The sequence below is a fragment of the Geobacillus sp. BK01 genome (assembly GCF_052220245.1).
Lineage (GTDB): Bacteria > Bacillota > Bacilli > Bacillales > Anoxybacillaceae > Geobacillus.
The window spans coordinates 1-25,056 of the sequence record NZ_JBQPTH010000031.1 but is presented as its reverse complement, the minus strand read 5'-3'; the positions used below and the strand labels follow the sequence as shown (position 1 = coordinate 25,056).

Sequence of the window (25,056 nt, the reverse complement as noted above, 5' to 3'; positions counted from 1 at the left end):
ATTCATGTATAGTCCTCCTTGGTATCCAAATTAGGGGTCAATTCATCCGATTGACACCCCCGAATCATACCAAGAGGGCTTTTTTTATTCAAGTCCCCGAAAAAACTTCTAACAGGAATGCTCCTTTCCTAATCGCGATTATCCCTCCTGTTGTATTGCTTACCGCACTCAATGTGTTTAAAATCGATGTGGTCTATTCATTAATGTTAGCCGTTGTTGTCAGTTTGGTTGTGTTTTGGCCATTCATTGAGAACAAAATCAATACACTGAATTTAGGTGCGGCTAATACGGTTTTACCGATCGTGAATACGAGCGCAGACGTCGGTTACGGAGCAGTCATCGCGACAACAGCCGGATTTGCGGCGATTTCTGATTGGTTAACCAATTTGCCAGGAAGCCCGCTCATTTCCTTGTATAGTGCGACGAGTTTATTAGCAGGTATTACCGGCTCAGGTTCGGGAGGCATTGCTATTGCGATGGAAGCTTTGGCGGATAAGTACATGCAGCTAGGGTTGAACCCGGAAGTGTTGCATCGAATTGCCGTAATCGGCTCTGGAGGATTTGACGCATTGCCGCATAATGGTGGTGTGATCACTTTTCTTGTTGCTGCCGGCCTCACTCACAAAGACGCCTATAAACATGTATTTATTACTGGTGTGATCGCACCAACGATTGCGGCTATACCTGCGTTAATCGCTGGAATCCTATTTTACTGACTCATGACAGAGAGTGTGTTGCGATTCAATGGATAAGAATGATAGAATATAGTTAACAAATTCAGAAAATTCTTTATAAAGAGGGGCAATGCAATGGACGAGGCAATACAACAGTTATGGATTGGACAGTCGGCTTGTTTAACCAGAACATTTACGGAGTTGGATGTAAAGAAATGCAGTGAGTTGACAGGTGATTACAGTCCTGTATATTTTGCGGATCAAGAAGCGTGGAAGAGCCTATATGCGAAACCGATTGTTCCCGGACTGTTGACGGAAGGGTTGATTACACAAGTAATTAGTCGAAAACTTCCTGGGTGTCCGTGTCTTCTGCTCCAAAAAGAGTTGATTTTTTGCCGTCCTGTCCATGTTGGAGATGAGATTACCGCGTATCTTGAAATTATTGACATTCACGATGAGCGGAACTGGGTCACGCAAAAAGTGAACTGCTACAATCAGCATGGGGATGAAGTGGTAAAAGGACAAATTATTGTTTTTGTCATACCAAATGGCGCTTAGGTGATCATATGATAAGCACAAACATACGTTGCACGGCACAATGTGCCTATGTTTTAGCGAATCATCATCGGGTGATTGTCGACTGCAGTCCGGATTTTTGCGAGGAGTTTTCGTTTGAGAAAACAGAGTTGATCGGTGCACTGGTTGATCAGGTTATTGAACAAAAAGGGAGAAACAAGGTGGGGGAGAACCGGCGCTCATTGATTGTCGCAATGATTAAAGGTCAGCCATGTTTAGTACAAGTGACTTCTATAGAACATCTTTTCCTTTACAACGTCATAGCTAAGGAAAATGACTTCGATCCATTACTCATTTACTCATTTATGGATTTAATGGAGAGAGGACGCCGGAAAAAAAGCCAAGAAAAAAACAAGTTGTATGACTTTCATGATATTATTGGTGAAAGCGAGTCGATGGTTCAAGTAAAGGAGCTGGCAGCTAAAATTGCGGCAGGGAGTTCTACGATATTGCTCACAGGAGAAAGCGGAACAGGAAAGGAGTTGTTCGCTCAAGCAATTCATATGTTGAGCCCCCGCAGACAACATCCGTTTGTGGCGGTGAACTGTGCTGCGATTCCTGATGAGCTGTTCGAATCGGAAGTGTTTGGTTACGAGGGAGGAGCGTTTAGCGGCGCCAAGAGGGAAGGAAAGCCAGGGAAAATCGAGTTGGCGCAACACGGAACGCTGTTTCTTGATGAGATTTCCGAGCTTTCCTACCAATCACAAGGAAAGCTGTTAAGGGTGCTGCAAGAGCGGGAATTGGAAAGACTCGGGGGGACGAAGAGCAAGTATGTCGATATTCGAATTATTGCCGCAACCAATAAAGATTTAAAGCGGTTAGTCAAGGAAGGAAAGTTTCGCCAAGATTTATTTTATCGATTATATGTATTTGAAATCATGATTCCGCCCCTTCGCCGAAGGAAAGAAGATATTCTTCCGTTAGCTTATCATTTCATTGATCATTTCAACAAAGCATTCCATAAACATGTCCGTCATGTATCACAAGATTTAAAACGGTGGCTCCTTAGTTATGAGTGGCCGGGCAACGTGCGTGAACTTCGGTCCTTTATCGAGAGGGGCATGAATATGGTAGAAGGGGATACGTTGACGCTGGATTGCTGCCAGCAACTATCATCTTTCGAAGAGATGGGAGAAGAACAGAATGATGATGTAAATAGGGAACGTTCACCATTATTATCATTAGAGGAAGAAGTTGCAAGAGCGGAAAAACTGGCGATCAAACGGGCATTACAAGAGGCAGGAGGGGATCGGACAAAGGCGGCACAAATGCTAGACATTCATGTAACGAGTCTTTATCGAAAAATGGGAAAGTACGGTTTAAAGTAATTTGTATTGGGGCTGACCCCATAGCCATCAAGTGAAGCCTTGGAGCGAGTAGCTCCAAGGCTTCACTCTTCATCTTTGGAGGCTGTGACCATGGGAATATGGAAAGATAGGCATGCCAAATACACCTTCCCTATAGAAGGTTTTTTTCATGGTATGAGACGGGAATTCCTTACGACATCGGCATGATGACCAAACTCTCGATCATGTCTAAAGCGCTCTTTTTTGTATAACGCCTTGATTTTTTTCCGTGTTGAGCAATGATGTCACACAGTTTGAAAAGGAGCTGGGCAGCTAGCACCTCAGAACACCATAAGGCTTGAAATAAATCCATCCCCCACTCCTTGTTCATACTCATCGCCTTCTATTCGCTCAATTCCTTTTTCTGTTTTCGATAGAGCCATTCTCGCATGGCAAACATGACCGTAGAGCTGATCAATAAGGCAATCAACGTTCCATACAAGTGGCACTGAAAGCGAGCCCCTTTCATCGGTTTGAATCGATGAATGTGAAACAGGGATTTCCATGTTTTAACTATCACCTCAATTTGCCAGCGAAGAGAATACAGCGTATGAATGTCGTGCAAGGAGGTATCAATCGCTGGAATATTGGTGATATATACATATATTGGGTGGGGACGTCGCGTCACGTACGCGGCCCCTTTTTGTTTGGCCTTCTGTTTCCATTGTCCTTCCTTCTGTTGTTCCTGTTCTTCGGTCAGCCGATACACAATGAGCCGCGGTTGATGAACGTTCTTTCCACTGACATACGCATCTTCCAGTTCCATGGTTTCTCCGGGTTGTAGCATCGCAAGGAAATCCTCTGGTTCCCATTTTCGAAATGGGTCCCCTTCTTTTTGGTAAATCCCTACATTGTGTTTGAGCCGCGAAATGTAAAAGGCTCCGGCATCATGAATCGCTTGCAATCCCTCAAGCGAAAAATAGCCTAAGTCTTTCAAACAAAGGTCTCCTTCTTGAATGGTCGATCGAAGGGATGCTCCGTAGGCGGCGTCATGATGACGAGCATCCCCGACGTCCACATGGAGAAACTTCCCTTCTAGACATTCATATTCTAACTGAATTTTCACCCCAGGCCCCGTACATCCCTCGTAAATCCCTTGGATCTCTGGAGGCAGTTGAAACGACGTGGAATCGAGAATGCGAATCCGGCGAAACAGCGAATGTTTTTGACACACGTGACGGGCCTCCTGCGTCTGATGAATAAGCAGTTTTTCGAACACCGCTTTGAGGAAACTCACTGCTTTTTCATGAAACCGTTGATTGAGCCCTTCCGCACTCAGAGAGGTGTTTTGCTTGAGAGCTAGAGCACTGCAGAGCTGCACCAATGATTTTTGACCGCCTTCTTCCTGGAGAAATGTGCAAAGTGCCACGAAATCATGGGAGCGCAACTTCCCCTTTCGTTGAATAAATGGATGATCTCGGGCCATCTGTTCCCGTTCTTCGCACGATCACACGCTTCGTAACCCCTCTAAAAAACAATGCCATTCCTCTTGGAGAGATAAGGACGTCTTCAAAAAACCACCCTTTCTAAGACATGATGAAGTCTTCAAAAGGATGGTCAAATGAGGCATAGATTTATTCCTGTTTTCTTAACTTGATGGCTATGGGGTCAGCCCCTCTTTTTTATTCGCAAAAACGAGTTGCAAAAATGCAAAGAGCCGCCCCGCTATGCAAGAGGAAAGTGACGTCATGACAGGACAGAAGGAATGTTTTTGAGTTGGTACGCAATTTGCTATATACATAGGCGAAGACAAGAAAGGGGGGGAACGAATTGCTCGATTTTTCATTTACAGAGGAACAAGAATATTTTCGAAGTATGATTCAGGAGTTTTCACAAAATGAATTGCTACCCCAATATATGAAATGGGATCGTGAAAAAACTCATCCGAGGCATTTATGGAAAAAGCTTGGAGAGCTTGGCATTAATGGGCTCCGAATCCCAGAGGAATATGGGGGAAGCGGGGCAGATTGTGTGACAACAGGAATTGCAGCTGAAGAAATTGGTCGCGGCGATTTTAACTTGACATATGCCGTATTGTTGAATGCCTTGGCAGCGGAAATCATTTGCCACCACGCTCGGGAAGAATTGAAAAAAACGTGGCTTCCTAAAATGGCAAGTGGAAAAGCGATTGTTGGGGTGGCGCTGACAGAGCCCCAAGCAGGAACAGATGCGGCAAATATTCAGACAACAGCCGTGCGAAAGGGAGACCGGTTTATTGTAAACGGGGAAAAATCGGGAATTAGTGCGGCAACGATCGGCGACGCGTTTATTGTCTTTGCGAAAACGAATCCCCATTTAGGAAGTAAAGGCATTAGCGCGTTTATTGTACCGACGGATTCCAAAGGAGTCGAGTGCAATGGCTACGAAGATATGGGCAATGTTCCGATTGGAAGAGGATCCATTTATTTGAACGAAGTGGAAGTTCCCGAAGAGCATTTGATTGGCCTCGAAAACCATGGGTTTTCTCAAGTGATGAATGGCTTTGACCTGAGCCGACTGCTTATCGGGCTTCAGTGTATTGGAGCAGCGCTGCAAAGCCTCGACGAAACGATCGAGTACGTAAAAACAAGGCATTCCTTCGGCAAACCATTAGCGAAATTTCAAGGAGTCTCGTTTCCCATTGTCGAGCATTATAGCCATCTAGAGTTAGTGAAGTGGCAAGCGTATCGTGGCCTTTGGCTGCGCGATCGAGGGAAAAAACATACAAAGGAAGCGGCGACGGTGAAATGGCTTGGGCCAAAGTATGCAAGAGAAGCGATTCATGAATGTTTGTTGCTTAATGGACATTATGCCTACACAAAAGAAATGCCGATCGAACAGCGGCTTCGTGATGTGATCGGGCTAGAAATTGGCGACGGGACGGCACAGGCGAATCAAATCGTTCTCGCAAGGGAATTGATCGGGAAAGAGTTTAAACCTTGTTAAAAGAAGTAGGAGGAAAAAGGATGGAACTGAGGGATATTATTTATGAGAAAAAGGGCGGAATTGCAAAAGTGATTATTAATCGTCCTGAAGTATACAACGCGTTTCGAGCGCGTACCGTACAAGAGATGATTTGGGCATTCAGGGATGCGTGGGATGACAATACGATCGGAGTTGTCATTTTGACAGGGGCTGGCGATAAGGCGTTTTGTGCGGGGGGAGATCAGAAAACGAAAGGGGATAGCGGTTATGACGGTTCGGGAGGGCTTTCTGGTGGAATCGGATTGCAAATTGAAGAATTGCATAAAACGATTCGTGCGATTCCTAAACCAGTGATCGCTGCCGTAAACGGCTATGCCATTGGCGGCGGCCATGTTCTTCATGTAATCTGCGATTTAACCATTGCCTCTGAAAAGGCGATTTTTGGCCAGAGCGGGCCGAAAGTGGGAAGTTATGATGCGGGATTCGGAACAGCTTATTTAGCGAGAGTCGTCGGGGAAAAGAAGGCGAGAGAAATATGGTACTTATGTGAACAGTATACGGCTTATGAGGCAAAAGAGATGGGCCTCGTCAACAAGGTGGTGCCGCATGATGAGCTGATGGCGGCTGCAGAGGAATGGGCGAATAAAATCCTTGACAAAAGTCCAACAGCCATTAAAATGTTGAAATATTCATTTAATGCTGATTCTGCTCACATCGACGGAATTACACAACTGTCGATGGCAAGCTTAGCGATGTTTTATCAAACAGAGGAATCAGCAGAAGGAAGGAATGCGTTTTTAGAGAAAAGACCTGTTAACTTTAGACAGTTTAGGAAGTGATCATAAACGAAGGGAGAGGATAAAATGAGCTTTGAAACTCTCTTAACAAAAGAATATGTGGAAACGTATCGCTCACAGTGGCCCAATAAAACGATTATTGATTACTTAAAAGAATGGGCGGAAAAGCAACCAGATCGAGTAGCCATCATTGATAAAAAAAGCCGCTACACGTATGGAGAAGTCGCCAAGCTCGTTGATCGGGTAGCGCTCGGCCTTCTTGCTATCGGGCTGAAAAAAGGGGATGTCATCTCCTTTCAATTACCGAACTGGAATGAATTCGTTATTTTGCATTTTGCCGTGACACGCATCGGTGCCATTAGCAATCCTCTCATTCCGATTTACCGCGACCGTGAAATTGGCTATATGGTCAACTTAACAGAATCAAAGATGATTGTCATCCCGGATGAATTTCGGGGATTCCGTTATCCCGAAATGGTACAGCGGCTTCTACCCCATTGGCCTTTTATGGAGCATATTTATGTCGTTGGGGATCGCATCCCCGAAGGAATGAAACCGTTTTCGTGCCTAATTGACGAACCATGGGAGGAGCGGATGGATCCATCTATATTAGATGACATACCGATTGATCCGAACGAGCTGACAGAAATTATCTTCACCTCTGGCACGACTGGAAAGCCAAAAGGGGTGATGCATACGCATAATACGATTACTTATTCCTCTTTGCTTTGGGTTGACCATTTGCGGCTTACTCCTCATGATGTAGTATTTATGGCATCCACGTTTGCTCATCAAACCGGCTTCTTGTATGGCGTCCGTCTACCGTTTCTTTATGGCGGGACGGCTGTCTATCAAGATATTTGGGATCCGAAAGAATTTGTGGAACTCATCGAAAAGGAACGCATTACATTCACCACTGCTGCCACACCTTTTTTGCAAGACACGATTCAAGTTGAGGGACTCGAGCGCTATGACTTGAGTTCATTCCGCTATTTTGTAACGATCGGCGCTCCCATTCCGAGAGCGCTTGTCAAGCAAGCTTCGCAAAAACTCCCATGTCGTATTTTAGCTGGATGGGGTCAGACGGAAAACGGATTAGTTACGCTTACCATGCCGGATGATACAGAAGAAAAATTGACGTCAACAGATGGGAAACCGTTCCCCGGAATGGAAGTAAAGGTGGTGGATTCAGAAGGGAAGGAATTGCCAGTTGGTGTCGAAGGAGATCTGTTATGTAGGGGTCCAGGGATGTTTGTCGGTTATTTAAAAGAATTGGAAAAGACGAGACAAGAGTTTCATGGCGATTGGTTTATGACAGGAGATCGGGCGATCATGGATGAGGATGGATATATTCGGATCACGGGAAGAAGTAAAGACATTATTATTCGCGGAGGAGAAAACATCCCTGTTGCTTACGTTGAGAATGTTTTACATGAGCACCCCGATATTTTGAACGCTCAAGTGGTGGCGATGCCAGATCCGCGGCTTCAGGAAAAAGCGTGCGCGTTTATCCGGATGAAAGACGGGAAAAGTCCGATTACGTTGACAGAGATGAGAAAATTTCTAGAAGGGAAAGGGGTTGCCAAACAATATTGGCCGGAGCATATCGAAATCGTCGATGAATTTCCGCGGACACCGAGTGGGAAAATCCAGAAGTTTCGTTTACGGGAAATGATCCGTGAGAAAATGGGGGTAAAAACAGGAGAGTAAGGTCTATGAGGTTATTGATTTAACGAAATATACGTTTTCACTCTGATAAATCGGTTAGTGGCTTTCTAGAAAGGAGAACGCAACGATGGAAAAGAGAATCGCGTTTATTACTGGTGCAGGAAGCGGGATTGGAAGAGAAATCGCCAAACAGCTCACCCTTCGCCATTTTAAGGCGGTTGTCGCAGATATTCAAACCGCAAAAGCGGAAGAAACTGTTTCGATGATCAAGGAGAATGGAGGCGAAGCCATCGCCGTATATTGTGATGTGACCAGTTTGGAAAGTGTACGACATGCCGTTGATGAGTCCATCCGGCATTACGGCAAGATTGATGTGTTAGTCAACAATGCTGGTTGGGATAAAGTAGAACCGTTTTTACAAAGTGAGCCGGAAACATGGCGAAAAATTATCGATATCAATTTGATGGGCCCGATTCACACGTGCAAGGTCATTTTGCCGATCATGATTGACAATGGTTACGGGAAAATCATTAATATCGCCTCTGATGCAGCACGAGTTGGTTCGACAGGGGAGGCGGTGTACTCGGCTGCCAAAGGGGGAGTAATAGCGTTAACGAAAACGTTAGCTAGGGAAATGGCCCGTTACAAGATCAACGTCAACTGTATCGCCCCTGGACCGAGTAACACACCATTGTTTCAGAGCATTGCAACTGAAAATGAAAAGTTGGCTGCGGCTTTGGAAAAGTCGATTCCGTTCAGACGATTGGCGCAGCCTGAGGATATCGCGGGTGCTGTCTGTTTCTTTGCATCGGATGATGCCGCTTATATCACCGGTCAAACGTTATCAGTCAGTGGCGGACTGACAATGATTTAAAGATAAGAACAGAGGAAAACGGTCCAAAGGAGTTTTCTTCCTTTTGGGCCGTTTGTATTTTCGGTTAGATGGCATACCTTGACGCGATTGGCTTACTGCCGACTATGAAGGCGATGCGTCCACGCGGCGAGTTTTTCTTTCATGTCTTCGCGCCATGCGCGGTCGTGGACGATGTATCCGACCAAAGCTCCTGTGGCGATGAGGAGCAGCCCTGACAAGGCGAAAATGGCCGAAATGGATGCGAATCCTGCGATGGCTCCCGCTGCCGTCGGACCAGCGAGGTTGCCGAGAAAGCGGGAGCTGGCTGTGACGCCGAACACCCGCCCTTGGATGCGGCGCGGGCTTTGTGCGTTGATCAGCGCTTGAAGGGCAGGCCATACCCCGCCGACGACAAGCCCTTGCAAGAAGCGCCAGACGTACAATTCATAAAGATGGTCCGTCCATACTTGCGGCAAGGCGAACAGGCCGGAGAGCAGAAGCAACATCGGCAGTGTTTTCTCCTGCCCGATCCGGTCGCCGAGCTTGCCTAAATACGGTGCGCCGATGATCGTGGCGATTCCGGTGATCGAGGAGGCGAGCCCTGATAGAAATGCGAGATTGCGAGAATCGCCGACGAGCGACTGGACGAAAATCGTCATCATCGAGTTGACGCCAAGAACGGCGATTTGCACGAGAAAGGTGGCGACAAACAAGATGACGAGCGGCCGATGGGCGAATACTTCTTTGAAACTGGCATGGCGCTCTTGCGTCTGCGGCGCGACGGGGTCTTTGTCGAGCCAAAAGACGACAGGAAGCAATGTCGCCAAAATGCAAAACCCGGTCACGAGAAACACCGGGCGGAAGCCGAACCAATCGGATAAGGCGCCGCCGATGAGCGGCCCGATGATGTTGCCGGCGATGCTTCCCGTCTGCAGCGTCCCGAGCGCCTCGCCGCTATGGTCTTTTGGCACGACGCGCGCCAAGTACGAAAACGAGACGGTGATGAATCCCGAGAAAAAGCCGACCAAAAAGCGAAGAACAAGCAGCGCCATCGGCGAATGGGCGAACGCCATGCAGCTGGTGATCAGCCCCATGCCAATCCCTGCGCGGATGAGGTTGGCGCGCTGGCCGTACTTGTCGGCGAACATGCCCCAAATCGGCGCCATGATGGCCGCCGACAAAAACGTCGCCGAAAAGACAAGACCGGTCCAGACGCTCAACGAATGGTGCTCGGTGACGCCCATTTCCCACAACAGCAGCGACAAAAACGGAATGACCATCGTCATTCCCGCCGACACCATGAAATTGCACAGCCAAAGGATGCGGACGTTTCGTTTCCAGTTCAAGGCAGGTCATCTCCTGTATTCTTTCGTCTCTCTAATTAATTTTAGCACGATGGAAAAACAAAGGAAACGATTTTGCTTATCAATGGGGCAAGACCATGGCATCGGGCATCGTTCAGGCTTGTCGCGGGCTGCATGTGCTTTTGGCCGCCGCTTGTCCAAGGGAGCGAAACAAACGAATCCCCCTTGCCAACTCGGCAAGGGGGTGATCTATGTCAAAAGGGGGGAGGGGGAAATTAGGCGTTATGCGCTTGGGCGTCTTTCCATTTCGCCAGTTCACGTTCGACTTCTTCGTCAAACGGCAAAGGGGACAACACGGCGTTCGTTCCGAATCGGGCGGCTGCCGCTTCGGCTTCTAACGCGATGACGCGCTCTTCCATGCGGGCGAATCCGCGCAGCGCCTCGTCGGCGGAAAAGGAGGCGAGCGCCGAGTCGATTTGCTTCAACGCTTGCGCGGCGTTAACGCGGGTAGCGAGCTCCAGCTGCTTAGCTGCGAGCTCGTCGTACCGCTCGCGCAGTTGGTTTAGACGGTTGGCGACTTCCGCCGTTTTCGCTTTGATGGCGTCGTATTGTTGTTTGTACGCCTCCAGCTTTTTCTCATACAACAGCTTGTCGCGCAAGGCGAGTTTGGCGACGGCTTCTTCGTTGCGCTCGAGCGCCAGTTTCGCTTGGCGGCTCCGTTTTTCAATCGTCGCCTCCGCTTGGGCGATGAGCGTCTCATAGCGCCGCTCGGCGACCCATTGCTGGGCGAGCGCCTGGCGCCCTCGTTCGAGCTGCTTTTCAAGTTCACGCAAATATTGTTTCGTCATGGCGACGGGGTCTTCCCAGCGGTCGATTTGTTCGTTCACTTCAGCGAGAATAATCGTTTTGATCCGGCGAAAAATGCCCATTTGTTTGTGCCTCCTTTTGAATCGTTTTTTCCCATTCATCAAGCCAATCGGCGGAAACGGATGGCGCCGCTGGCATCAACGCCTCAACAGCGGACGGTTTGCGCGCTTGACGCCGCCCCGAGGCGTACACCGCGGCCAGTGCAAGCAAAATCAACACCCATTTCGGCAGGAGCGCCGCAATCCCTACAGCGACGAGCACCCAGCCGATCCAGCGCTTCGACCGCGCCGCAGCGAGCCATACGGCCCCGGCGGCGGCAAGCAAAAGAGGAATGAGCCACTTTAGGAACAACATCGGCATCATCCAGCCATCGCGCCGCTCTATGATGAACTCCCGATGGTGATGACCGAATCCGCCCGGCATGCCGTCAAACGGAGCGCCCGGACGCCCGTGCGCCATCACTTCATGCGGAGCGAGAACGTGAAACAGGCTGACCCCCGCGAGAGCGACAAAGGCGAGCAGAAACACCGCTCGAGCTTTTTTCAATCTCGTCACCTCCTTTTGTGTGGTGGACTGGCTTACGGTTTGTATTGTAGAAGGGGAAGGAGAAAATTAGGTGAAAAGTGAATGTTTTTTGAAGGGGTTTTGAGCATATCATCCATTAGGGGGGAGCTGCGAGATGAACGGTGATGTTCGCATGACATGACGGGGGAGGAAGGAAAGACGTGGTTCGGTCGTATGGGGTTGATGTGGGCGGCGCTTTGTTGGTGTTGTTGTTTTCCTTTTTGTTTCCGACGTTTTATGTTGGATATTATGCGTACGGCTCGTTTTTGGGGTTTGCCATCGGTTCGTTGATCGTCGGCTTGGCGAGAATTCGATGGCATCCGCAGGCGCGGTTCGGCGGTACTCTGATCGGTTCGTTCCTCATCATCGCGGTGTCTGTCCTCATCATCCGCCTGTTTCCGATCGAAATCCGCGATGTCGGAGACTTGGTTATGCAGTATATCAACGCGGTTGTGAATGCGTTGATATATTTGGCATTCTCCACGCCCTCCACCTGTTGCATCGCCTGAAGCAGGGCGACGTTCCGTTTGCGAAAAAACGCTGAAGCGGCTCATAACGCCTGTCTCACCGTTCAAGAATCATTAGTTGAAATGTGAGGAAGGACATGAAAAACTGTTCTCCATCATTGTCCCTTGCATCAGAGAGAAATCATGAAAGAATGATAACGATGGCAAGGGTCGATAGAAAAAAACAAGCTTCTGAAGCAATTACGCTTCAGAAGCTTGTTCGACGGCCGTGGCAAATTGGCGGCGATGTTGGATAGTCAAATAAACGAGTGTTCCCATCATCATGGCAACAACAAATAGAAGCAGCTTGCCGATGTTTTCCCACATAAACGAGAAATCACCGCTTGAGATGACCGCTTTCAATCCGAAAACCGAATACGTCATCGGAAGCCATGCGTTAAAGTGTTGCAACGAGCGTGGAATCAGTTCGAGCGGGAATGTTCCCGCGCTTGTTGTCAATTGCAAAATCAGCACGACAATCGCGATAAATCTTCCTGGATCGCCGAACACGGTAACAAGAAATTGAATGACAGATAAAAATGTGATGCTAGTGACAATGCTAAACACGATAAAGAGCGGGACGCTTTTTACGTGTAAATCGAGTCCAACCAGCAACACGACATCCGCCAGCAGTGCTTGCAAAATCCCGATGCCGATCAAGACGCCGAATTTAGCCAAAAACCAATGCAATGGTGAACGCGGAATCTCCGCTGGTTCGCGAAGCGGAAAGACGATGGAAAGCAACAGCGCTCCGACAAACAATCCAAGTGATAAGAAGTACGGCGTAAACCCTGTTCCGTAGTTCGGCACTTTATTGATTTCTTCCTTGTGGAGATTCACTGGTTGGGCAAACATGTCGTAGACAGCCTTATTGGCTTTGACATCGCTTGCTTGTTCGGCTCCTTCTTTCAATTTATCCGCCAATTCTTTCGAGCCGTCTGTCAGTTGGTTGACACCATCTTGCAAATGTTTTGTCCCGTTCGTTAATTCCTTCGTTCCAGCCGCTACTTGTTGTGAACCGTCCCTCAACTGGCGCGTACCATCTTGAAGCTGATCCGCTCCTTGAGCCAATGTTTGCAGGCCTGAAGAAAGTGTTCCACTGCCATGGGCAAGCTGGCTTGCTCCTTGTGCAGCTTCTTGCATTTTGTCATACATTGTTTTCATGCCGCTGACGAGTTGTTCTTGGCCATTCGCCAGTGCGTCTGCGCCATTGACAAGTTGTTGTTGACCGGCAAGCAGTTCATCGACTCCGCGATCGAGAGCGATGTGCCCTTCATGCAGCTGTTGGGCTCCTTCGTGCAAAGAAGAGGCTCCAGAGTGCAACGATTGGGCGCCGCTATTTAACTGCGCAAGGCCGTTTTCGACTTGCTGGCTTCCCGATGATAGTTTCATGATTTGTTCTTTTAATTGCTCATATACGGCTCTCTGTTGCGCTTGAGGAGTTGTCTTGATGAGCACGTCCAGCTGCGCGCCCAACTGCTCAAGACCGCTTGTGATTTGGGCCGCACCTGTGTGAACTTGTTCGGCTCCTTCCTGCCACTGAGCCAATGAAGCTGTGAGCTTTGCTGCTCCATCGCTCAATTGTTCAGATCCTTGCAAAAGCTGCGGAGTGCGGGCGTCGAGCGCTTGCATTCCCTCATATACGCGTCTTGTCCCTGAAGCAAGATTCGCTGCTCCTTGCTGAGCCTGCTTTGCTCCGGAGAGGAGTTTCTCTTGCCCAGCGGTCATCTGTTTCATCCCGTTGTAAAGCGCTTCGGACCCGGTTTGAACTTGCAATGAGCCACTGGCAGCTTGGTGCAGTCCGTCAGTAAAGCTCACGGATTTTTCCGCGAGTGTCGCTAAATGGTGATATAACGTTTCAGTTCCGTCTTGTGCTTTTTTCATGCCATCATACAGTCGGTTTGTTCCGTCTTGTGCTTGGCTGAGTCCGTCATGCAGTTGTGCGGCTCCGTCGCTCGCGTTTGTCAATCCGTCAGCGACAGTTTGAATCGTATCAAACATGCTTTCGGCATATGTTTCTGTTATGGCGTTCGCTACTTCATTTTTTATTTTTTCAACTGCAGTTTCGCCGATTTGTGCCGATAGAAAGTTAAATCCCTCATTCGGTTTGTAAATGAGCTGCAGTTTTTTCGGATGATCGTCTTGCAGCGTTGTCGCATTCCGGGAAAAATCGTCAGGGATTTGAATGAGCATATAATACTTTTGTTCTTTTAACCCTTTTTCCCCTTCATGTTCGGTTACAAAATGCCAGTCAAACTGCTTGTTCTCTTTTAACTTTTCGACAAGATCTTCCCCAAGATGAATCTCTTTGCCGTTGAGAACCGCCCCTTTGTCTTGGTTGACTACAGCGACGGGAAGTTCATCCAAATGATCGTATGGATCCCAAAATGCCCATAGAAACATGCCGCTGTATAGAAGAGGGATGAATAATACAGCTATGACAGGAATCAGCACTTTGCGGTTGGACAGAATGGCCTTCCATTCTTTTAACCATAATTGAAATGCGTGCATGCCCGAACCTCCTTTGTTTATAATTCTGACTGATTTGTCCATTTAGTCATTTCGCTCCAAAAAGAGAAGGATTATCATGGAGACAATCCTTTCAGCAAATACAGATCAAACAGTTCGGCAATGGTTTGTTGAGACAATGGTTCGTGATCTTTTTCCCATTCAATGCTTAATGCGATGTACATTTTAAACATGAAAAATGCCGTTAACTCTGGATCGCAAGAGCGAATGTCCCCTTTTGCCATCGCTTCTTCAATTTTTTCGCGAATATAGGCAATCATTTCGCGATCAAGGCGTTTCATCACATCTTGTACAGCTGCGGTGCCAATATCCCGCATTTCTTGCAAAAGTTTGATGGTTAATTCATGTTCTTGACGGAATGTAAAAATACGCTGCAAGGCGCGTTGGACGTTTTCGCTGAACGGCAAACGATCATCCATAGCCGCATCCGCTTCATGCTTAATTTCGGATATAACAGAGGAAACGATATGGTCAAGCAGCTCTTCTTTGCTTTTGAAAAATGTATAAATCGTTCCTTTGCCGACATTAGCCATCTTCGCTACTTGATCCATTGTCGTTGCTTTGTAGCCGAACAGCGAAAATGATTGAGTGGCGGCATCAATAATTTGTTGTTTTTTATCCGACATGGGCATTCATCCTTCATTTTTGACTAAATGGACAATTTGGTCATTACGTTTTGAATCATAACATGAATATGTTCGGTTTGCAACAGCAACAAAGTATGATGTTTCGTTTTTCTCACTCAACGGCACGTTCTGTTAGGGGAAGGAAGCCTTCGCCTTACTGTTTTGCCCCCTGGATTTAGCGAGGAAGACGAACAAGAAATTCGGTTCCTTTCCCGATTTGACTATGGACGTGGATCGCGCCGCCGTGGGCGTCGACGATCCATTTGGCGATCGACAGCCCGAGGCCGTGGCCGCCTTGTTGGCGCGAGCGCGCTTTGTCGACGCGGTAAAAGCGGTCGAAAATGCGGCCGATGTCTTCCGGCGGGATGCCGATGCCGGTGTCTTTGACGGAAAGGAACACGTGCTTTGGCTCGGTGCGGATCGACAGCGTCACCTCGCCGCCTTCGGGGGTGTATTTGATCGCGTTGTCGAGCAAAATGTACAACAGCTGCGTCAATTTGTCCGGGTCAGCGGTGACGAGCGCTTGCTCGGGAGCGTGAAAATGCATCGTAATCTGTTTTTTCGCCGCCAGTTCCGACATGAGCTGGAACGTGCGCTCGGCGTGCGGGCGGAAATCGAACGTTTGTTTTGAAAGCTCCAGCGCGGCGTGTTTCGCATCCGCGCGGGCGAGCGTCAACAAGTCGTTCATCAGTTTCGTGATTCGCTTCAATTCGTCACGCAGGCGGTCGAGCAGGCGGCGGGCAAAGTCGTTTTTCATCACATCCTCCTCAAGCGAAAGCGCCTCGACGGACGAGAAGACGACGCTGAGCGGCGTCCGCAGCTCATGAGAGGCGTCGGCGACGAACTGGCGCTGCCGCTCGTACGCCTCTTCAATCGGTGCGAGCGCGCGCTTGGACATAAAGAAGCTGAGCGCCACGCCGACGGCAAGAAACAAAACGGCCAAGCCGATGAGCACAATGAGCAGCCAATGGAACACGCCGAAAAACGACGTGACGTCCATGCCGATATACAGCATGCCCACGAAATCGCCGTGGATGACGAGCGGACGGGCGGCGGCGAGCACGCGCCAGTCACGGGCCGCTTCGCGCGCGAGGCCGGGCATATGTTCCGGCAAAGAGACGCTCATGTAGACGGGAGCGCGCTCATTTGCCTTGAGATGGGACAAGGCGTTTAAAAAATACGGACGCAGGCGCGGGTGGACTTCATCCCCGGCGAGCAGGCCCCCGTCCGGGCCGATGACGTAAAAAAAGAGTTGGTCTTCGCTTAACAAAATGACATTTTCATCATCAAACAAGTCGAAATTGCTTTGCTTGAGCAGCACTTGTTCGATCGTATTCGCCTCTTGCTCGGCGAGGCGGCTGATGCGCCGCTCTTGGTCAGAGGTAGCGATCCAGTAAAACAAGGCCGCGGCGATCATGACAAACAAGGCGAGAAACAACGTGAAAATGCCGCTGTAGAGCGCCGTCAACCGCCAATGGGCGCGGCGGAACAAGTCGGCGCTTCCTAGGCGGCGCAGCCAGTCGCGCCATTCCCTCCAGTTATTTTTCAATTTTATACCCCACTCCTCGAACGGTTTGGATGACATCGTCTTTCAACTTTTTGCGCAATAGCTTGATTGTCGCGTCGATCGTTTTCATTGACACATCGGCATCCCACCCCCAAACGCGGTCCAATATCGTTTCGCGCGGCACGACTTGCCCTTGGTTTTGCACGAGCAAATCGAGAAGCTGAAACTCGCGTGGAGTGAGGAAAATCTCTTCATCGCCGCGATGGAGCGTATGGCTTGTCCGGTTTAAGGTGAAGCCGTGAAACGCCACTTTTTCCTCTTGAAGCGGGACGAACGTGCGCCGGGCGAGCGCCTTGAGCCGCGCGACGAGCTCGTCGATTTCAAACGGTTTGACCAAGTAATCGTCCGCTCCCGCCTCAAGCCCGGTGACGCGGTCATGGACGGCGTCTTTCGCCGTCAACATCAAAATCGCGCCTGTGTAGCCGTTTTGCCTCAACCGTCGACAAATGTCCACCCCATCGCCGTTTGGAAGCATCCAATCGAGCACGACGACATCGTAAAACTCCGCCATGGCGTAATCGTACGCATCTTCCCCTTCCTGCACCCAATCAATATGGTCGATGCCTTTCTTTTTCAATAAATGAACGATCAGCTCCCCTAGGTGAAGATCGTCCTCGGCCAGCAAAATTTTCATCGCCATTCCTCCCGTTCTGTCTCTCTTCCTTCTTATCATATCAAATCGTTCGTGAAAAAACGGTGAAAACGCAGCCGATTCGCCGCGCAGAAGGCCGTTCTCTCAAAAAGAATTTTCACCATTTTTTCACCTTCCTTGGCTATCATGATGGACGAAGAGGAAAAGGAGGCAAACGGCGATGAGGAAAATGAGGAATTTGCATCTTTGGATTGGGCTGATCAGTTCGATCTTTTTGCTTGTTGAGGCGGTGACGGGGCTCCTTCTATCCGAGCCGTGGCTGATCGGCCAGGCGGAGCGCGGCGAGATGCACCGCGCCGCGCAGGAAGGAATGAACGCGTTCGGGGCGGGGCAGACGTCGGGAGCGGGGGCATCTACGGCCCCGATGGCACCGCGCGCCGAGGGAGGCGGATCGTCGCTCATGATGTTCGTCCGCCAGCTGCACGAAGGGAGAATCGGTTCGCTTGACATCCGCTGGGCGGTTGATGTCGCGGCGGTGGCGATGATCATTTTGACCGCGACGGGGATTTTCCTGTCGATCCGCACGCTCGCAGCGGGACGGAGGCGGAAGCAGAAGCGGATGACGCCAGCGCCGGAGATGACATAACGTACGCAGGAAGGGATGAAACGATGCATCAGAACAACCGAAAGAAACAGCGACGCTGGTCTTCTCTTTATGCAAGGCCGATCGATGTCGGTGGCATCGTCGTATTTCGCCCGCCATTTCACTGCTTGGCGGCCATTCGCTCGAAGATGCTGCATATTCCATCATGGATCATGAAGGAGGAGATGACCCATGGACATGATGCCATTTGAACCAACCCCAACGCCAGAATCGAAACGCCGCGGCCGCTTCGTATCGTGGCTCGCCGCTTCCGTCGCAGGGGCGGTGATTGGGAGCGCGGCGACGTGGTATGTGGCGCCGAAATGGATGCATGGAGAAACGAATTCCCAAACGGAAACAGCGGAAACGACCGCAAAAAGCGAGGCGCTGCCGCTGCAGCCGACGGGGAACGTCAACACGAACATGATCGCCGCCATTAATAAAGTGGCCGATGCGGTCGTCGGCGTCGTCAACATTCAAAAACAAGTCGACTTTTTCTCCGAACAAGCGCAAGATACGGAAGCGGGGACGGGGTCGGGCGTCATCTTTAAAAAAGACGGCGATGCGGCCTACATTGTGACGAACAACCATGTCATTGAAGGGGCGAACAAAGTCGAAGTGGCGCTCGCGAACGGGAAAAAAGTGAAAGCCGAGATCGTCGGCGCGGATGCACTCACCGACCTCGCCGTCTTGAAAATCCCTGCTGAAGGGGTGACGAACGTGGCGAGCTTCGGCGACTCGTCGAAGGTGAAAATCGGCGAGCCTGTCGCGGCGATCGGCAACCCGCTCGGCCTTGATTTGTCGCGGACGGTGACGGAAGGGATCGTCAGCGGCAAACGGACGATGCCCGTCTCAACGTCAGCGGGGGATTGGGAAATCGACGTCATCCAAACGGACGCCGCCATCAACCCGGGCAACAGCGGCGGAGCGCTCATTAACAGCGCGGGGCAGGTGATCGGCATCAACAGCATGAAAATCGCGGAAACGGGCGTCGAAGGGCTCGGCTTTGCCATCCCGAGCGAAAACGTCAAACCGATCGTCGAGCAGCTGATGAAAGATGGGAAAATCAAACGCCCGTACCTTGGCGTCCAGCTTGTCGATGTGGCGGATTTGTCCGATGACGTCCGCACGAATGAATTGAAATTGCCGTCGAACATCACAAGCGGGGCGGCCGTCACGTCCGTCGAACCGTTCTCCCCAGCCGCCGAGGCCGGATTGAAATCGAAAGACGTCATCACGGCGATCAACGGGGAGAAAATCGACAGCGTCAGCGCGTTGCGCAAATATTTGTATACGAAAACAGCGGTCGGCGACCGGATTAACGTGACCGTCTACCGCGACAGGTTTGAGACAACGGTTTCCGTCACGCTTAAAGCGAGAGAAAACAGTCAATCGTAAGAAGCAGCGTCTCTTTTCCGCCCAATCGGCGGAGAAGGGGCGCTGTTTTTACGTTTGGCATTCCGACCATGTATATCGGCTTGTCCGCTGCTTGTTCATGGAATGCCGCTGTTGGTCTGTTTGTTTCGCTATAGTGAACTACCCACCACCTACGCTTCGCTTAGAGGTGGGGGCTTCAAGCGACTTGTGTGTGTTCGCTGAACGGTAAGCCACACACAAGAACCCTTTACGCTTCCCTTCGTTCCGAAGGTGTCCGTTCTAGCCATATTCTATCATATTCGTTGGCTAACGCCAACCGAAATTCATCTCCCACTTTCACTGGTGCTGGCGCACCTTCACGTTTAGAAGTAGGAGACTTCTTTCGGAGGGAAGTTAAAGAAGGATTGTGAAACTGAAAAATAGAAGAATATGAAGAGCGATACATTTTCTTTTCTTATCGACAGACTGTTCCGAGATGGATAACACTCCCTAGGTTTTTCAGATAAGGTGGTAAAGCATTCATATCCTAACTCACATTTCGCATCCTAACGGGGTAGAAAGAAAGGATTTTTTACGGCCGCTCAAGATATCCAGAGTGATCAGGCTGACGATATCGCTGGTTCGGGTTTGGCGTTGGCGATCCACCGGAACCAGCCGGTCAATCAGCTGGGGGAGGCCAAGATCCTTGAAGATGGCGTTTATGATAGTCAAATAGGAACGTTCATCAATCGCACGAATGCGAACGTCCATGGTGTGGAAACTCCTTTGCTTTCCTTGTGCACCAAGGATCGATTCGGCATGGGGACGAAAAAATCCTCCCGATGTTGGTCGAGAGGGTGCGAAATGTGAGTCGTTACTATTTTTGTATTTGTGGAGATGATAAAGTCTTCATTATCGTGGCGTTTACATGAATTCTTGAAACACAAGAAAGGGGATGCCCTATCCATGGGTATTTGAATTCGTGCAATTTATGAAAGTTTCTATAACGATAAATGAGCCAACTATCTAATCGATTTACAACTAAAAACATTCATGAGCAAGCCTTGCTCCCCACTCTGGCATGAAAATGACTGATCAAGGCGGCGCATTTTCACAGAAAAGGTCCATGGGCAGCACGCTTTGCCCTCCATCCGGGGATGAAAATCACGCGTCAGTTCTGCATTTTCACGAAAAAGAGACACGAACCGAATTCCTTGGCTAGAATAGGCGTGCCTACTACGAGCCACAAGGACGTTCGTGCCTCATATGTACAACAGCGAAGTCTCACGAAGGGATCTCAGTTGTCCATGGAGATGAGTAAGTTTGCTCACCTACGGTTTCAATTGGGCAACGACTCTCGGAAGCGGCTGCACCACCATAATTTGATTTTCCTGATGCTCCATTCGGTTTCTGTTGTTTGAAGCGCATGAACACGCCAATACATGGGCGGATGGGACATAAACTGGAATTCCAAAAATCTAAAAAACCAAGAATCTCTTTCTAAGGAAGAGATTTTTTTGTCCTTTTTATTTGCTTCTTGCTCGTTTTTAAAATCAATGTGGTATCCTACAGACTTTTCCAATGCTCGATCTTGATATTCACACAGGATCGTCAAACTGTTAGCCATTTGAGCATTCCCACCGTCCAACAGCGTTGCTCCTAAATGATCTGCCCGGACTTCCATCCACTGTGTGAATAGAGATTGGAAAGCAGGAAGCAGAAAAATCAAGAGCCATAGGCCGAGAAAAACAAAGATTTGATTATGTTCTAGCCAATTTGGAAAGGCTTCATGGATAAGGAAAACACCAGCAAAAACTAACCCGATCAACGCAAATCGCAATAACTGTCCCATCAAGACATCTCGCTTTTTCACATGAATCGCCTCATGAGCCAAAATGCCTTCAATGGCTTCATGGGGAAGTTTCAGCGTTTCTGAAGTTAACGCTACCAATGATCGACCAATATTCGCACCTATCGCAAAACCGTTATATTCGGCCGATTCCGTAACATAAATATCAACATGAGAAAGGCCGGCACGTGAAAAGACTTTCTCGATGATGGGCAGCAAATCGGGATCATCTATTTTCCTCATATCTAAAGCGATTTTCAATACGCGATCCGAAATCCATAGATTGAATATCCAAAATAGTATAATAACAGCGGTTGTTGCGATCGGCCCGATCCCCAGCAAAGTAAACAGTGTGAGAAGGGCTGCATAAGCTCCCACCCCTTTCACCGTTGCTGCAAAATACCATTTTCCTAAAAGTCGTTTCCAATTTTTTGGATGATAAAAAGGCTTTACTTCGAACTCTTCCATTTTATGTATTTCTCCTTTAAGGAGAAAATCCATCGATTCTAATGGATCAGGGGTGAGATAAACTTTTTCACCGGAAAAAGATAACTTCCACGTTTTCCCCATGCTGGTCGTATAGTCCATATTAGGAGAGAACAAAGAAAAAAGCTGGAATAGTTGCAACACATCCGGCCTTGTCTGAACGCTTACTTCTGAAAGTTCCTTCAATGGATATTTTTTGGTTTCAAACAAAGATACAGCATATAATGCTTCTTCGTGTTCTGCGTAAAAAAGGCGGAGAGAGCGAAGCAGTCCCACTCTTTTTGTCAGCCCAACAAAAAGAGAGATGAAGCTATATAAAAGGATGAACGTAATCGCGGAATTCGGCCCGAAAAGGAAATAAAGAACAGCAATGACGATGAAAAATCCGGAAAATAACAAATCCGCTAATAGGCGCTCTTTATTTTTAGACAAGACTATTTCTCTCGCACCTTGTTCTTTTAGTTGATCGATGATCTCTTTCAATTGGGTTTTGCTTCTTTCCGGTACCGGAGAGCTAAAAAAGCTAAATCCAAATATAAAAAAAATGGGCACCGTTTTTATAAACCCTTGATCTAAGAACACATAGACGATCCATCCGATTCCGAGTATCGCAGTGAGGATATGTACATATAAAGAAGGACACCATTTTTTAAAAAAGTATGCCAAGAAACCGAGAAAAAAGCCGACTGCAGCAGTCCAAATCGATATAGTCACATCTGGCATCTGTTGCTCCCCCTGTCTAGTTGAAAAAGTGCAAGAAAACCCCTAGTCATTATTTATCACTTAAGTAAATCCACTAACACCCATTGGTAACGAAATTCGTCCATTCTACATGTAGGTGGTTGACAATGGCATGTTGTTGAACGTTCATGAACGTTTTTCTCCAATATTGGTTCTTTTTTCAATTGACATTATAGCAGGGACAGGTTCGTTTTGTATATCTTTTTCTTTTTTCACTCCACTGCGCTTGTTGGGGAACATGAATATGACCTACAATATTTTCCTCACATGTAACGGATAACGATCATTCATGTAGGAGCATTCCTGTTAGAAGCTTTTCCGAGGACTTGAACAAAAAAAGCCCTCTTGGTATGATGCAGGGGTGTCAACCAACAAATGGACCCTGAATTCATGCCAAGGAGGACTTCAGATGAATTGTACACAAAATCACAAGATCGATCAAGTCACGGATGAAACACTCGTGGTAGGGATGGACATCGCCAAACGAAAGCACTACGCCTGCTTCGTCGATGCCCGGGGACGCGTGCTCCAGAAATCGTTTCCCGTCATCCAGTCGAAACAAGGCTTTGAGCAGCTGGATCAGCGCATTCGACAAGCGATGAACGAGTTTGGGAAAACCAAGGTCATCGTGGCGATCGAGCCGACCGGGCACTACTGGTTGAACCTGGCCTATTTCCTTGAGGAAAAAGGGATCCCGTTGGTCATGGTCAATCCTGCGCATGTGCGCCGATCGAAAGAGCTCGATGACAATCTGCCGACGAAACACGATGCCAAAGACGCGCTGGTCATTGCCAGACTGGCGAAAGACGGGCGGTTTAGCTTCCCTCGGCTCCTTCGCGACATCGAAGCGGATTTACGCGTCGGGAGCACGCTGCGGGAGAAGTTCATGAAAGAGCATACAGCCGTGCGCAACGCGATGATCCGTTGGACCGACCGGTATTTTCCTGAGTTCTCCGCAGTCTTCTCCAGCTTAGGGAAAATGGCGCTGGCCGTGCTGGAACTCACCCCGTTTCCGGAGGAGATCACCGGCCGCACCGTGGAGGAGCTTGTGAAGATCTACCGGCAAAGTGAAGGGCTGAAAGCGCCCCAGAAACCGAAAATCCGGAAGCTGCTTGAGGTCGCGAGCCATTCCATTGGCGTGACGGAAGGACAGCAGATGGCCCGTTTTGAGATCGCCGCGCTCGTCCGCCGATATCGCCAATTGGAGGAGGAAATCGCCGCACTGGATGCGGAACTGACGGCATTGGCGCAAACGACCGTGGAATATCAGTGGTTGAAAACGGTGGATGGCCTGGGAGATGCCACGATCGTTGACCTGTTGGCCGAGATCGGGAGCTTTGCCCACTACCGGGACCCGCGGCAACTGATCAAATTAGCGGGCCTGACGCTCAAGGAGAACTCCTCCGGCCAGCACAAAGGGCAAAAACGGATCTCGAAACGGGGACGAAAACGGCTGCGTTCGGTTCTGTTTCGGACGATGATCCCCTTGATCCGCCATAATGAGGCGTTTCGCGAGTTGCATAATTATTACACGACCCGGGCGGTGAATCCGCTGTCCAAAAAACAATCGATCGTGGTGTTGTGCGGCAAACTGCTCAAGGTGTTGTTTACCATCTGCACGAAGAAGCAAGCGTTTGATGGAGAACGAATGAGGCAAGATGTCTTCGCCCATGTTCAAGTCCGGGCCGCCTAGTGCCTGTCTTCTCGCGTAAAACGGAATTCTCTTGACAACAGGATGACACCGGAGAAGCTGGCGCGATGTTCACCATTCGACCTTGAGTCCCTGTAGGAGCTTAGCCGGCCTCTGCCTGATGAAGAGACCGAACGAGGGAATGTTGGCGCGAAGACGCCCGGAGACATGGGAGGGTTCGTCCTCATCAGCGATGCAGAGATCCAAGGGTGCATCGAATACGCTTCTCCCCACTGCAGTAAAAAATACCCAGCAGTGGCCGCGAAGCGCACCCTAGGTCTGTAAGATATCCACAAAACTGAAAAAGGATGTAAGGGATTTTGTCGAAAAATATTTTTTTGACACCCCTGAGAGGCCGCAAAGCCTTGATACATCAATATTTATAGAGGGAGGAACCGTATGATTAAGAGACCCGTTTTTGTATGACTCATGTTGTTGTCTTCCGCATGATTCGTGATTTACGCTTACGAAAGCGAGCGGTCAGTGTCCTGGTATGTTCGTTGCATGAATGGATCAGCAGATTGTTGCTGATGTTTTGACCATTCATTGTATATACATGCTCATTGAAAAGTTAACCTTCGCATAAGCGGTGCCCACTCCGGTTATACTGTCCCTAAGGAAAAGTATGGAAAAGGAGCGGAATTCTGCATGAAACGTCTCAAAATCACAAACGATCACGGATGGACACCTCGGACACTTCGCAAACAGGAATGGAAAATCAAAAACACCCTTCTTCGCCAACGGGTGATGGCCGTTCGCCTCGTCATGGAAGGCTATTCGGGCAAAGAAGCGGCCTCCATGGTCAACGTGTGCCGACAAACCGTTTCCCATTATGTGTCGCTGTTCAACGAAGGCGGTCTGGAGCTCTTGCTTCATCGGGATTTCGCCCCCGGGCGGGAGCCGTTTCTCACCGAAGAA

At 49.1% G+C, this 25,056-nt stretch carries 19 protein-coding genes and 4 pseudogenes; 13 read left to right on the top strand and 10 right to left on the bottom strand.

The genetic code is table 11. From position 1 onward, the window contains the following. From ACTVDO_RS16575 to ACTVDO_RS16565, 3 genes and pseudogenes are all read left to right on the top strand, one after another. Positions 1-716 (top strand): annotated as a pseudogene (locus ACTVDO_RS16575) (hypothetical protein); the annotation flags it as partial. 93 nt (positions 717-809) lie between these two features. After that, on the top strand, positions 810-1,232 hold the full coding sequence (locus tag ACTVDO_RS16570) for a MaoC family dehydratase (protein ID WP_442901900.1): 423 nt from the start codon (positions 810-812) through the stop codon (positions 1,230-1,232). Positions 1,233-1,240: 8 nt separating this feature from the next. Further along, positions 1,241-2,578 (top strand): sigma-54 interaction domain-containing protein, encoded by a 1,338-nt coding sequence (locus tag ACTVDO_RS16565; RefSeq protein WP_442901899.1) that lies wholly within the window; start codon positions 1,241-1,243, stop codon positions 2,576-2,578. 169 nt (positions 2,579-2,747) lie between these two features. Here ACTVDO_RS16565 and ACTVDO_RS16560 read toward each other — a convergent pair. Beyond that, positions 2,748-4,109, bottom strand: a pseudogene (locus ACTVDO_RS16560) (IS4 family transposase). Between the two features lie 257 nt (positions 4,110-4,366). Here ACTVDO_RS16560 and ACTVDO_RS16555 point away from each other — a divergent pair. From ACTVDO_RS16555 to ACTVDO_RS16540, 4 genes are all read left to right on the top strand, one after another. Beyond that, positions 4,367-5,521, top strand: a complete 1,155-nt coding sequence (locus ACTVDO_RS16555; RefSeq protein WP_442901898.1) for an acyl-CoA dehydrogenase family protein — start codon at positions 4,367-4,369, stop codon at positions 5,519-5,521. A gap of 20 nt (positions 5,522-5,541) precedes the next feature. After that, a complete protein-coding gene (gene menB, locus ACTVDO_RS16550; protein ID WP_442901897.1) occupies positions 5,542-6,339 on the top strand; it encodes a 1,4-dihydroxy-2-naphthoyl-CoA synthase in 798 nt (265 codons plus the stop codon). Between the two features lie 24 nt (positions 6,340-6,363). Further along, positions 6,364-8,007: an AMP-binding protein gene (locus ACTVDO_RS16545; protein WP_442901896.1), complete on the top strand. Its 1,644-nt coding sequence runs from the start codon at positions 6,364-6,366 to the stop codon at positions 8,005-8,007. Positions 8,008-8,092: 85 nt separating this feature from the next. Beyond that, complete coding sequence (locus ACTVDO_RS16540; protein ID WP_442901895.1) at positions 8,093-8,839, top strand: SDR family NAD(P)-dependent oxidoreductase; 747 nt, start codon at positions 8,093-8,095, stop codon at positions 8,837-8,839. A gap of 92 nt (positions 8,840-8,931) precedes the next feature. On the opposite strand, the gene ACTVDO_RS16535 is transcribed toward ACTVDO_RS16540, so the two are convergent. From ACTVDO_RS16535 to ACTVDO_RS16525, 3 genes are all read right to left on the bottom strand, one after another. Next, the gene (locus ACTVDO_RS16535; RefSeq protein WP_442901894.1) at positions 8,932-10,164 is read right to left on the bottom strand and encodes an MFS transporter; all 1,233 of its coding nucleotides are present in this window, start codon (positions 10,162-10,164) and stop codon (positions 8,932-8,934) included. A 233-nt stretch (positions 10,165-10,397) separates the two neighbouring features. Further along, positions 10,398-11,051: a PspA/IM30 family protein gene (locus tag ACTVDO_RS16530; RefSeq protein ID WP_442901893.1), complete on the bottom strand. Its 654-nt coding sequence runs from the start codon at positions 11,049-11,051 to the stop codon at positions 10,398-10,400. Next, positions 11,011-11,535 (bottom strand): hypothetical protein, encoded by a 525-nt coding sequence (locus ACTVDO_RS16525; protein ID WP_442901892.1) that lies wholly within the window; start codon positions 11,533-11,535, stop codon positions 11,011-11,013. Before ACTVDO_RS16525 ends, ACTVDO_RS16530 begins: the two co-directional genes overlap by 41 nt. 179 nt (positions 11,536-11,714) lie before the next feature. On the opposite strand from ACTVDO_RS16525, the gene ACTVDO_RS16520 reads away from it, so the two are divergent. Beyond that, complete coding sequence (locus ACTVDO_RS16520; RefSeq protein WP_015373855.1) at positions 11,715-12,062, top strand: hypothetical protein; 348 nt, start codon at positions 11,715-11,717, stop codon at positions 12,060-12,062. Between the two features lie 198 nt (positions 12,063-12,260). On the opposite strand, the gene ACTVDO_RS16515 is transcribed toward ACTVDO_RS16520, so the two are convergent. The 4 genes from ACTVDO_RS16515 to ACTVDO_RS16500 form a co-directional block, all read right to left on the bottom strand. After that, complete coding sequence (locus ACTVDO_RS16515; protein WP_168368055.1) at positions 12,261-14,570, bottom strand: YhgE/Pip domain-containing protein; 2,310 nt, start codon at positions 14,568-14,570, stop codon at positions 12,261-12,263. A 74-nt stretch (positions 14,571-14,644) separates the two neighbouring features. Then, complete coding sequence (locus ACTVDO_RS16510) at positions 14,645-15,214, bottom strand: TetR/AcrR family transcriptional regulator (RefSeq protein ID WP_063166844.1); 570 nt, start codon at positions 15,212-15,214, stop codon at positions 14,645-14,647. 175 nt (positions 15,215-15,389) lie between these two features. Continuing rightward, positions 15,390-16,799 (bottom strand): sensor histidine kinase, encoded by a 1,410-nt coding sequence (locus tag ACTVDO_RS16505; RefSeq protein WP_396231417.1) that lies wholly within the window; start codon positions 16,797-16,799, stop codon positions 15,390-15,392. Next, complete coding sequence (locus ACTVDO_RS16500) at positions 16,753-17,415, bottom strand: response regulator transcription factor (RefSeq protein ID WP_015373859.1); 663 nt, start codon at positions 17,413-17,415, stop codon at positions 16,753-16,755. Before ACTVDO_RS16500 ends, ACTVDO_RS16505 begins: the two co-directional genes overlap by 47 nt. A 166-nt stretch (positions 17,416-17,581) precedes the next feature. Between ACTVDO_RS16500 and ACTVDO_RS16495 the strand changes: the two are divergent. The 3 genes and pseudogenes from ACTVDO_RS16495 to ACTVDO_RS16485 all read left to right on the top strand — a co-directional run. Next, positions 17,582-18,019 (top strand): annotated as a pseudogene (locus ACTVDO_RS16495) (PepSY domain-containing protein); the annotation flags it as partial. 23 nt (positions 18,020-18,042) lie between these two features. Beyond that, positions 18,043-18,228 (top strand): hypothetical protein, encoded by a 186-nt coding sequence (locus tag ACTVDO_RS16490; protein WP_047817730.1) that lies wholly within the window; start codon positions 18,043-18,045, stop codon positions 18,226-18,228. Then, entirely contained in the window at positions 18,209-19,414 is a 1,206-nt protein-coding gene (locus ACTVDO_RS16485) for a S1C family serine protease (protein WP_442901891.1), read from the top strand. The genes ACTVDO_RS16490 and ACTVDO_RS16485 overlap by 20 nt, the downstream gene beginning before the upstream one ends. Before the next feature lie 549 nt (positions 19,415-19,963). Here the strand turns inward: ACTVDO_RS16485 and ACTVDO_RS16480 are convergent. Together ACTVDO_RS16480 and ACTVDO_RS16475 are read right to left on the bottom strand one after the other, a co-directional pair. Next, positions 19,964-20,143: pseudogene (locus tag ACTVDO_RS16480) on the bottom strand (DUF4277 domain-containing protein); the annotation flags it as partial. Between the two features lie 568 nt (positions 20,144-20,711). Next, positions 20,712-22,430, bottom strand: coding sequence for a M56 family metallopeptidase (locus ACTVDO_RS16475; RefSeq protein ID WP_042382517.1), 1,719 nt, complete (start codon positions 22,428-22,430; stop codon positions 20,712-20,714). Positions 22,431-22,857: 427 nt separating this feature from the next. Between ACTVDO_RS16475 and ACTVDO_RS16470 the strand changes: the two genes are divergently transcribed. Together ACTVDO_RS16470 and ACTVDO_RS16465 are read left to right on the top strand one after the other, a co-directional pair. Further along, a complete protein-coding gene (locus ACTVDO_RS16470) occupies positions 22,858-24,141 on the top strand; it encodes an IS110 family transposase (protein ID WP_322310124.1) in 1,284 nt (427 codons plus the stop codon). Positions 24,142-24,786: 645 nt separating this feature from the next. Continuing rightward, positions 24,787-25,056 (top strand): helix-turn-helix domain-containing protein (locus ACTVDO_RS16465; protein WP_442901890.1); only part of this gene is annotated, 270 nt, incomplete at its 3' end.

Bases quoted from the DNA above. Each gene is read 5' to 3' on its own strand.
- ACTVDO_RS16570 (WP_442901900.1), top strand. From the start codon at position 810: ATGGACGAGGCAATACAACAGTTATGGATTGGACAGTCGGCTTGTTTA.
- ACTVDO_RS16565 (WP_442901899.1), top strand. From the start codon at position 1,241: ATGATAAGCACAAACATACGTTGCACGGCACAATGTGCCTATGTTTTA.
- menB (WP_442901897.1), top strand. From the start codon at position 5,542: ATGGAACTGAGGGATATTATTTATGAGAAAAAGGGCGGAATTGCAAAA.
- ACTVDO_RS16545 (WP_442901896.1), top strand. From the start codon at position 6,364: ATGAGCTTTGAAACTCTCTTAACAAAAGAATATGTGGAAACGTATCGC.
- ACTVDO_RS16540 (WP_442901895.1), top strand. From the start codon at position 8,093: ATGGAAAAGAGAATCGCGTTTATTACTGGTGCAGGAAGCGGGATTGGA.
- ACTVDO_RS16530 (WP_442901893.1), bottom strand. From the start codon at position 11,051: ATGGGCATTTTTCGCCGGATCAAAACGATTATTCTCGCTGAAGTGAAC.
- ACTVDO_RS16515 (WP_168368055.1), bottom strand. From the start codon at position 14,570: ATGCACGCATTTCAATTATGGTTAAAAGAATGGAAGGCCATTCTGTCC.
- ACTVDO_RS16510 (WP_063166844.1), bottom strand. From the start codon at position 15,214: ATGTCGGATAAAAAACAACAAATTATTGATGCCGCCACTCAATCATTT.
- ACTVDO_RS16505 (WP_396231417.1), bottom strand. From the start codon at position 16,799: ATGTCATCCAAACCGTTCGAGGAGTGGGGTATAAAATTGAAAAATAAC.
- ACTVDO_RS16500 (WP_015373859.1), bottom strand. From the start codon at position 17,415: ATGAAAATTTTGCTGGCCGAGGACGATCTTCACCTAGGGGAGCTGATC.
- ACTVDO_RS16490 (WP_047817730.1), top strand. From the start codon at position 18,043: ATGCATCAGAACAACCGAAAGAAACAGCGACGCTGGTCTTCTCTTTAT.
- ACTVDO_RS16485 (WP_442901891.1), top strand. From the start codon at position 18,209: ATGGACATGATGCCATTTGAACCAACCCCAACGCCAGAATCGAAACGC.
- ACTVDO_RS16475 (WP_042382517.1), bottom strand. From the start codon at position 22,430: ATGCCAGATGTGACTATATCGATTTGGACTGCTGCAGTCGGCTTTTTT.
- ACTVDO_RS16470 (WP_322310124.1), top strand. From the start codon at position 22,858: ATGAATTGTACACAAAATCACAAGATCGATCAAGTCACGGATGAAACA.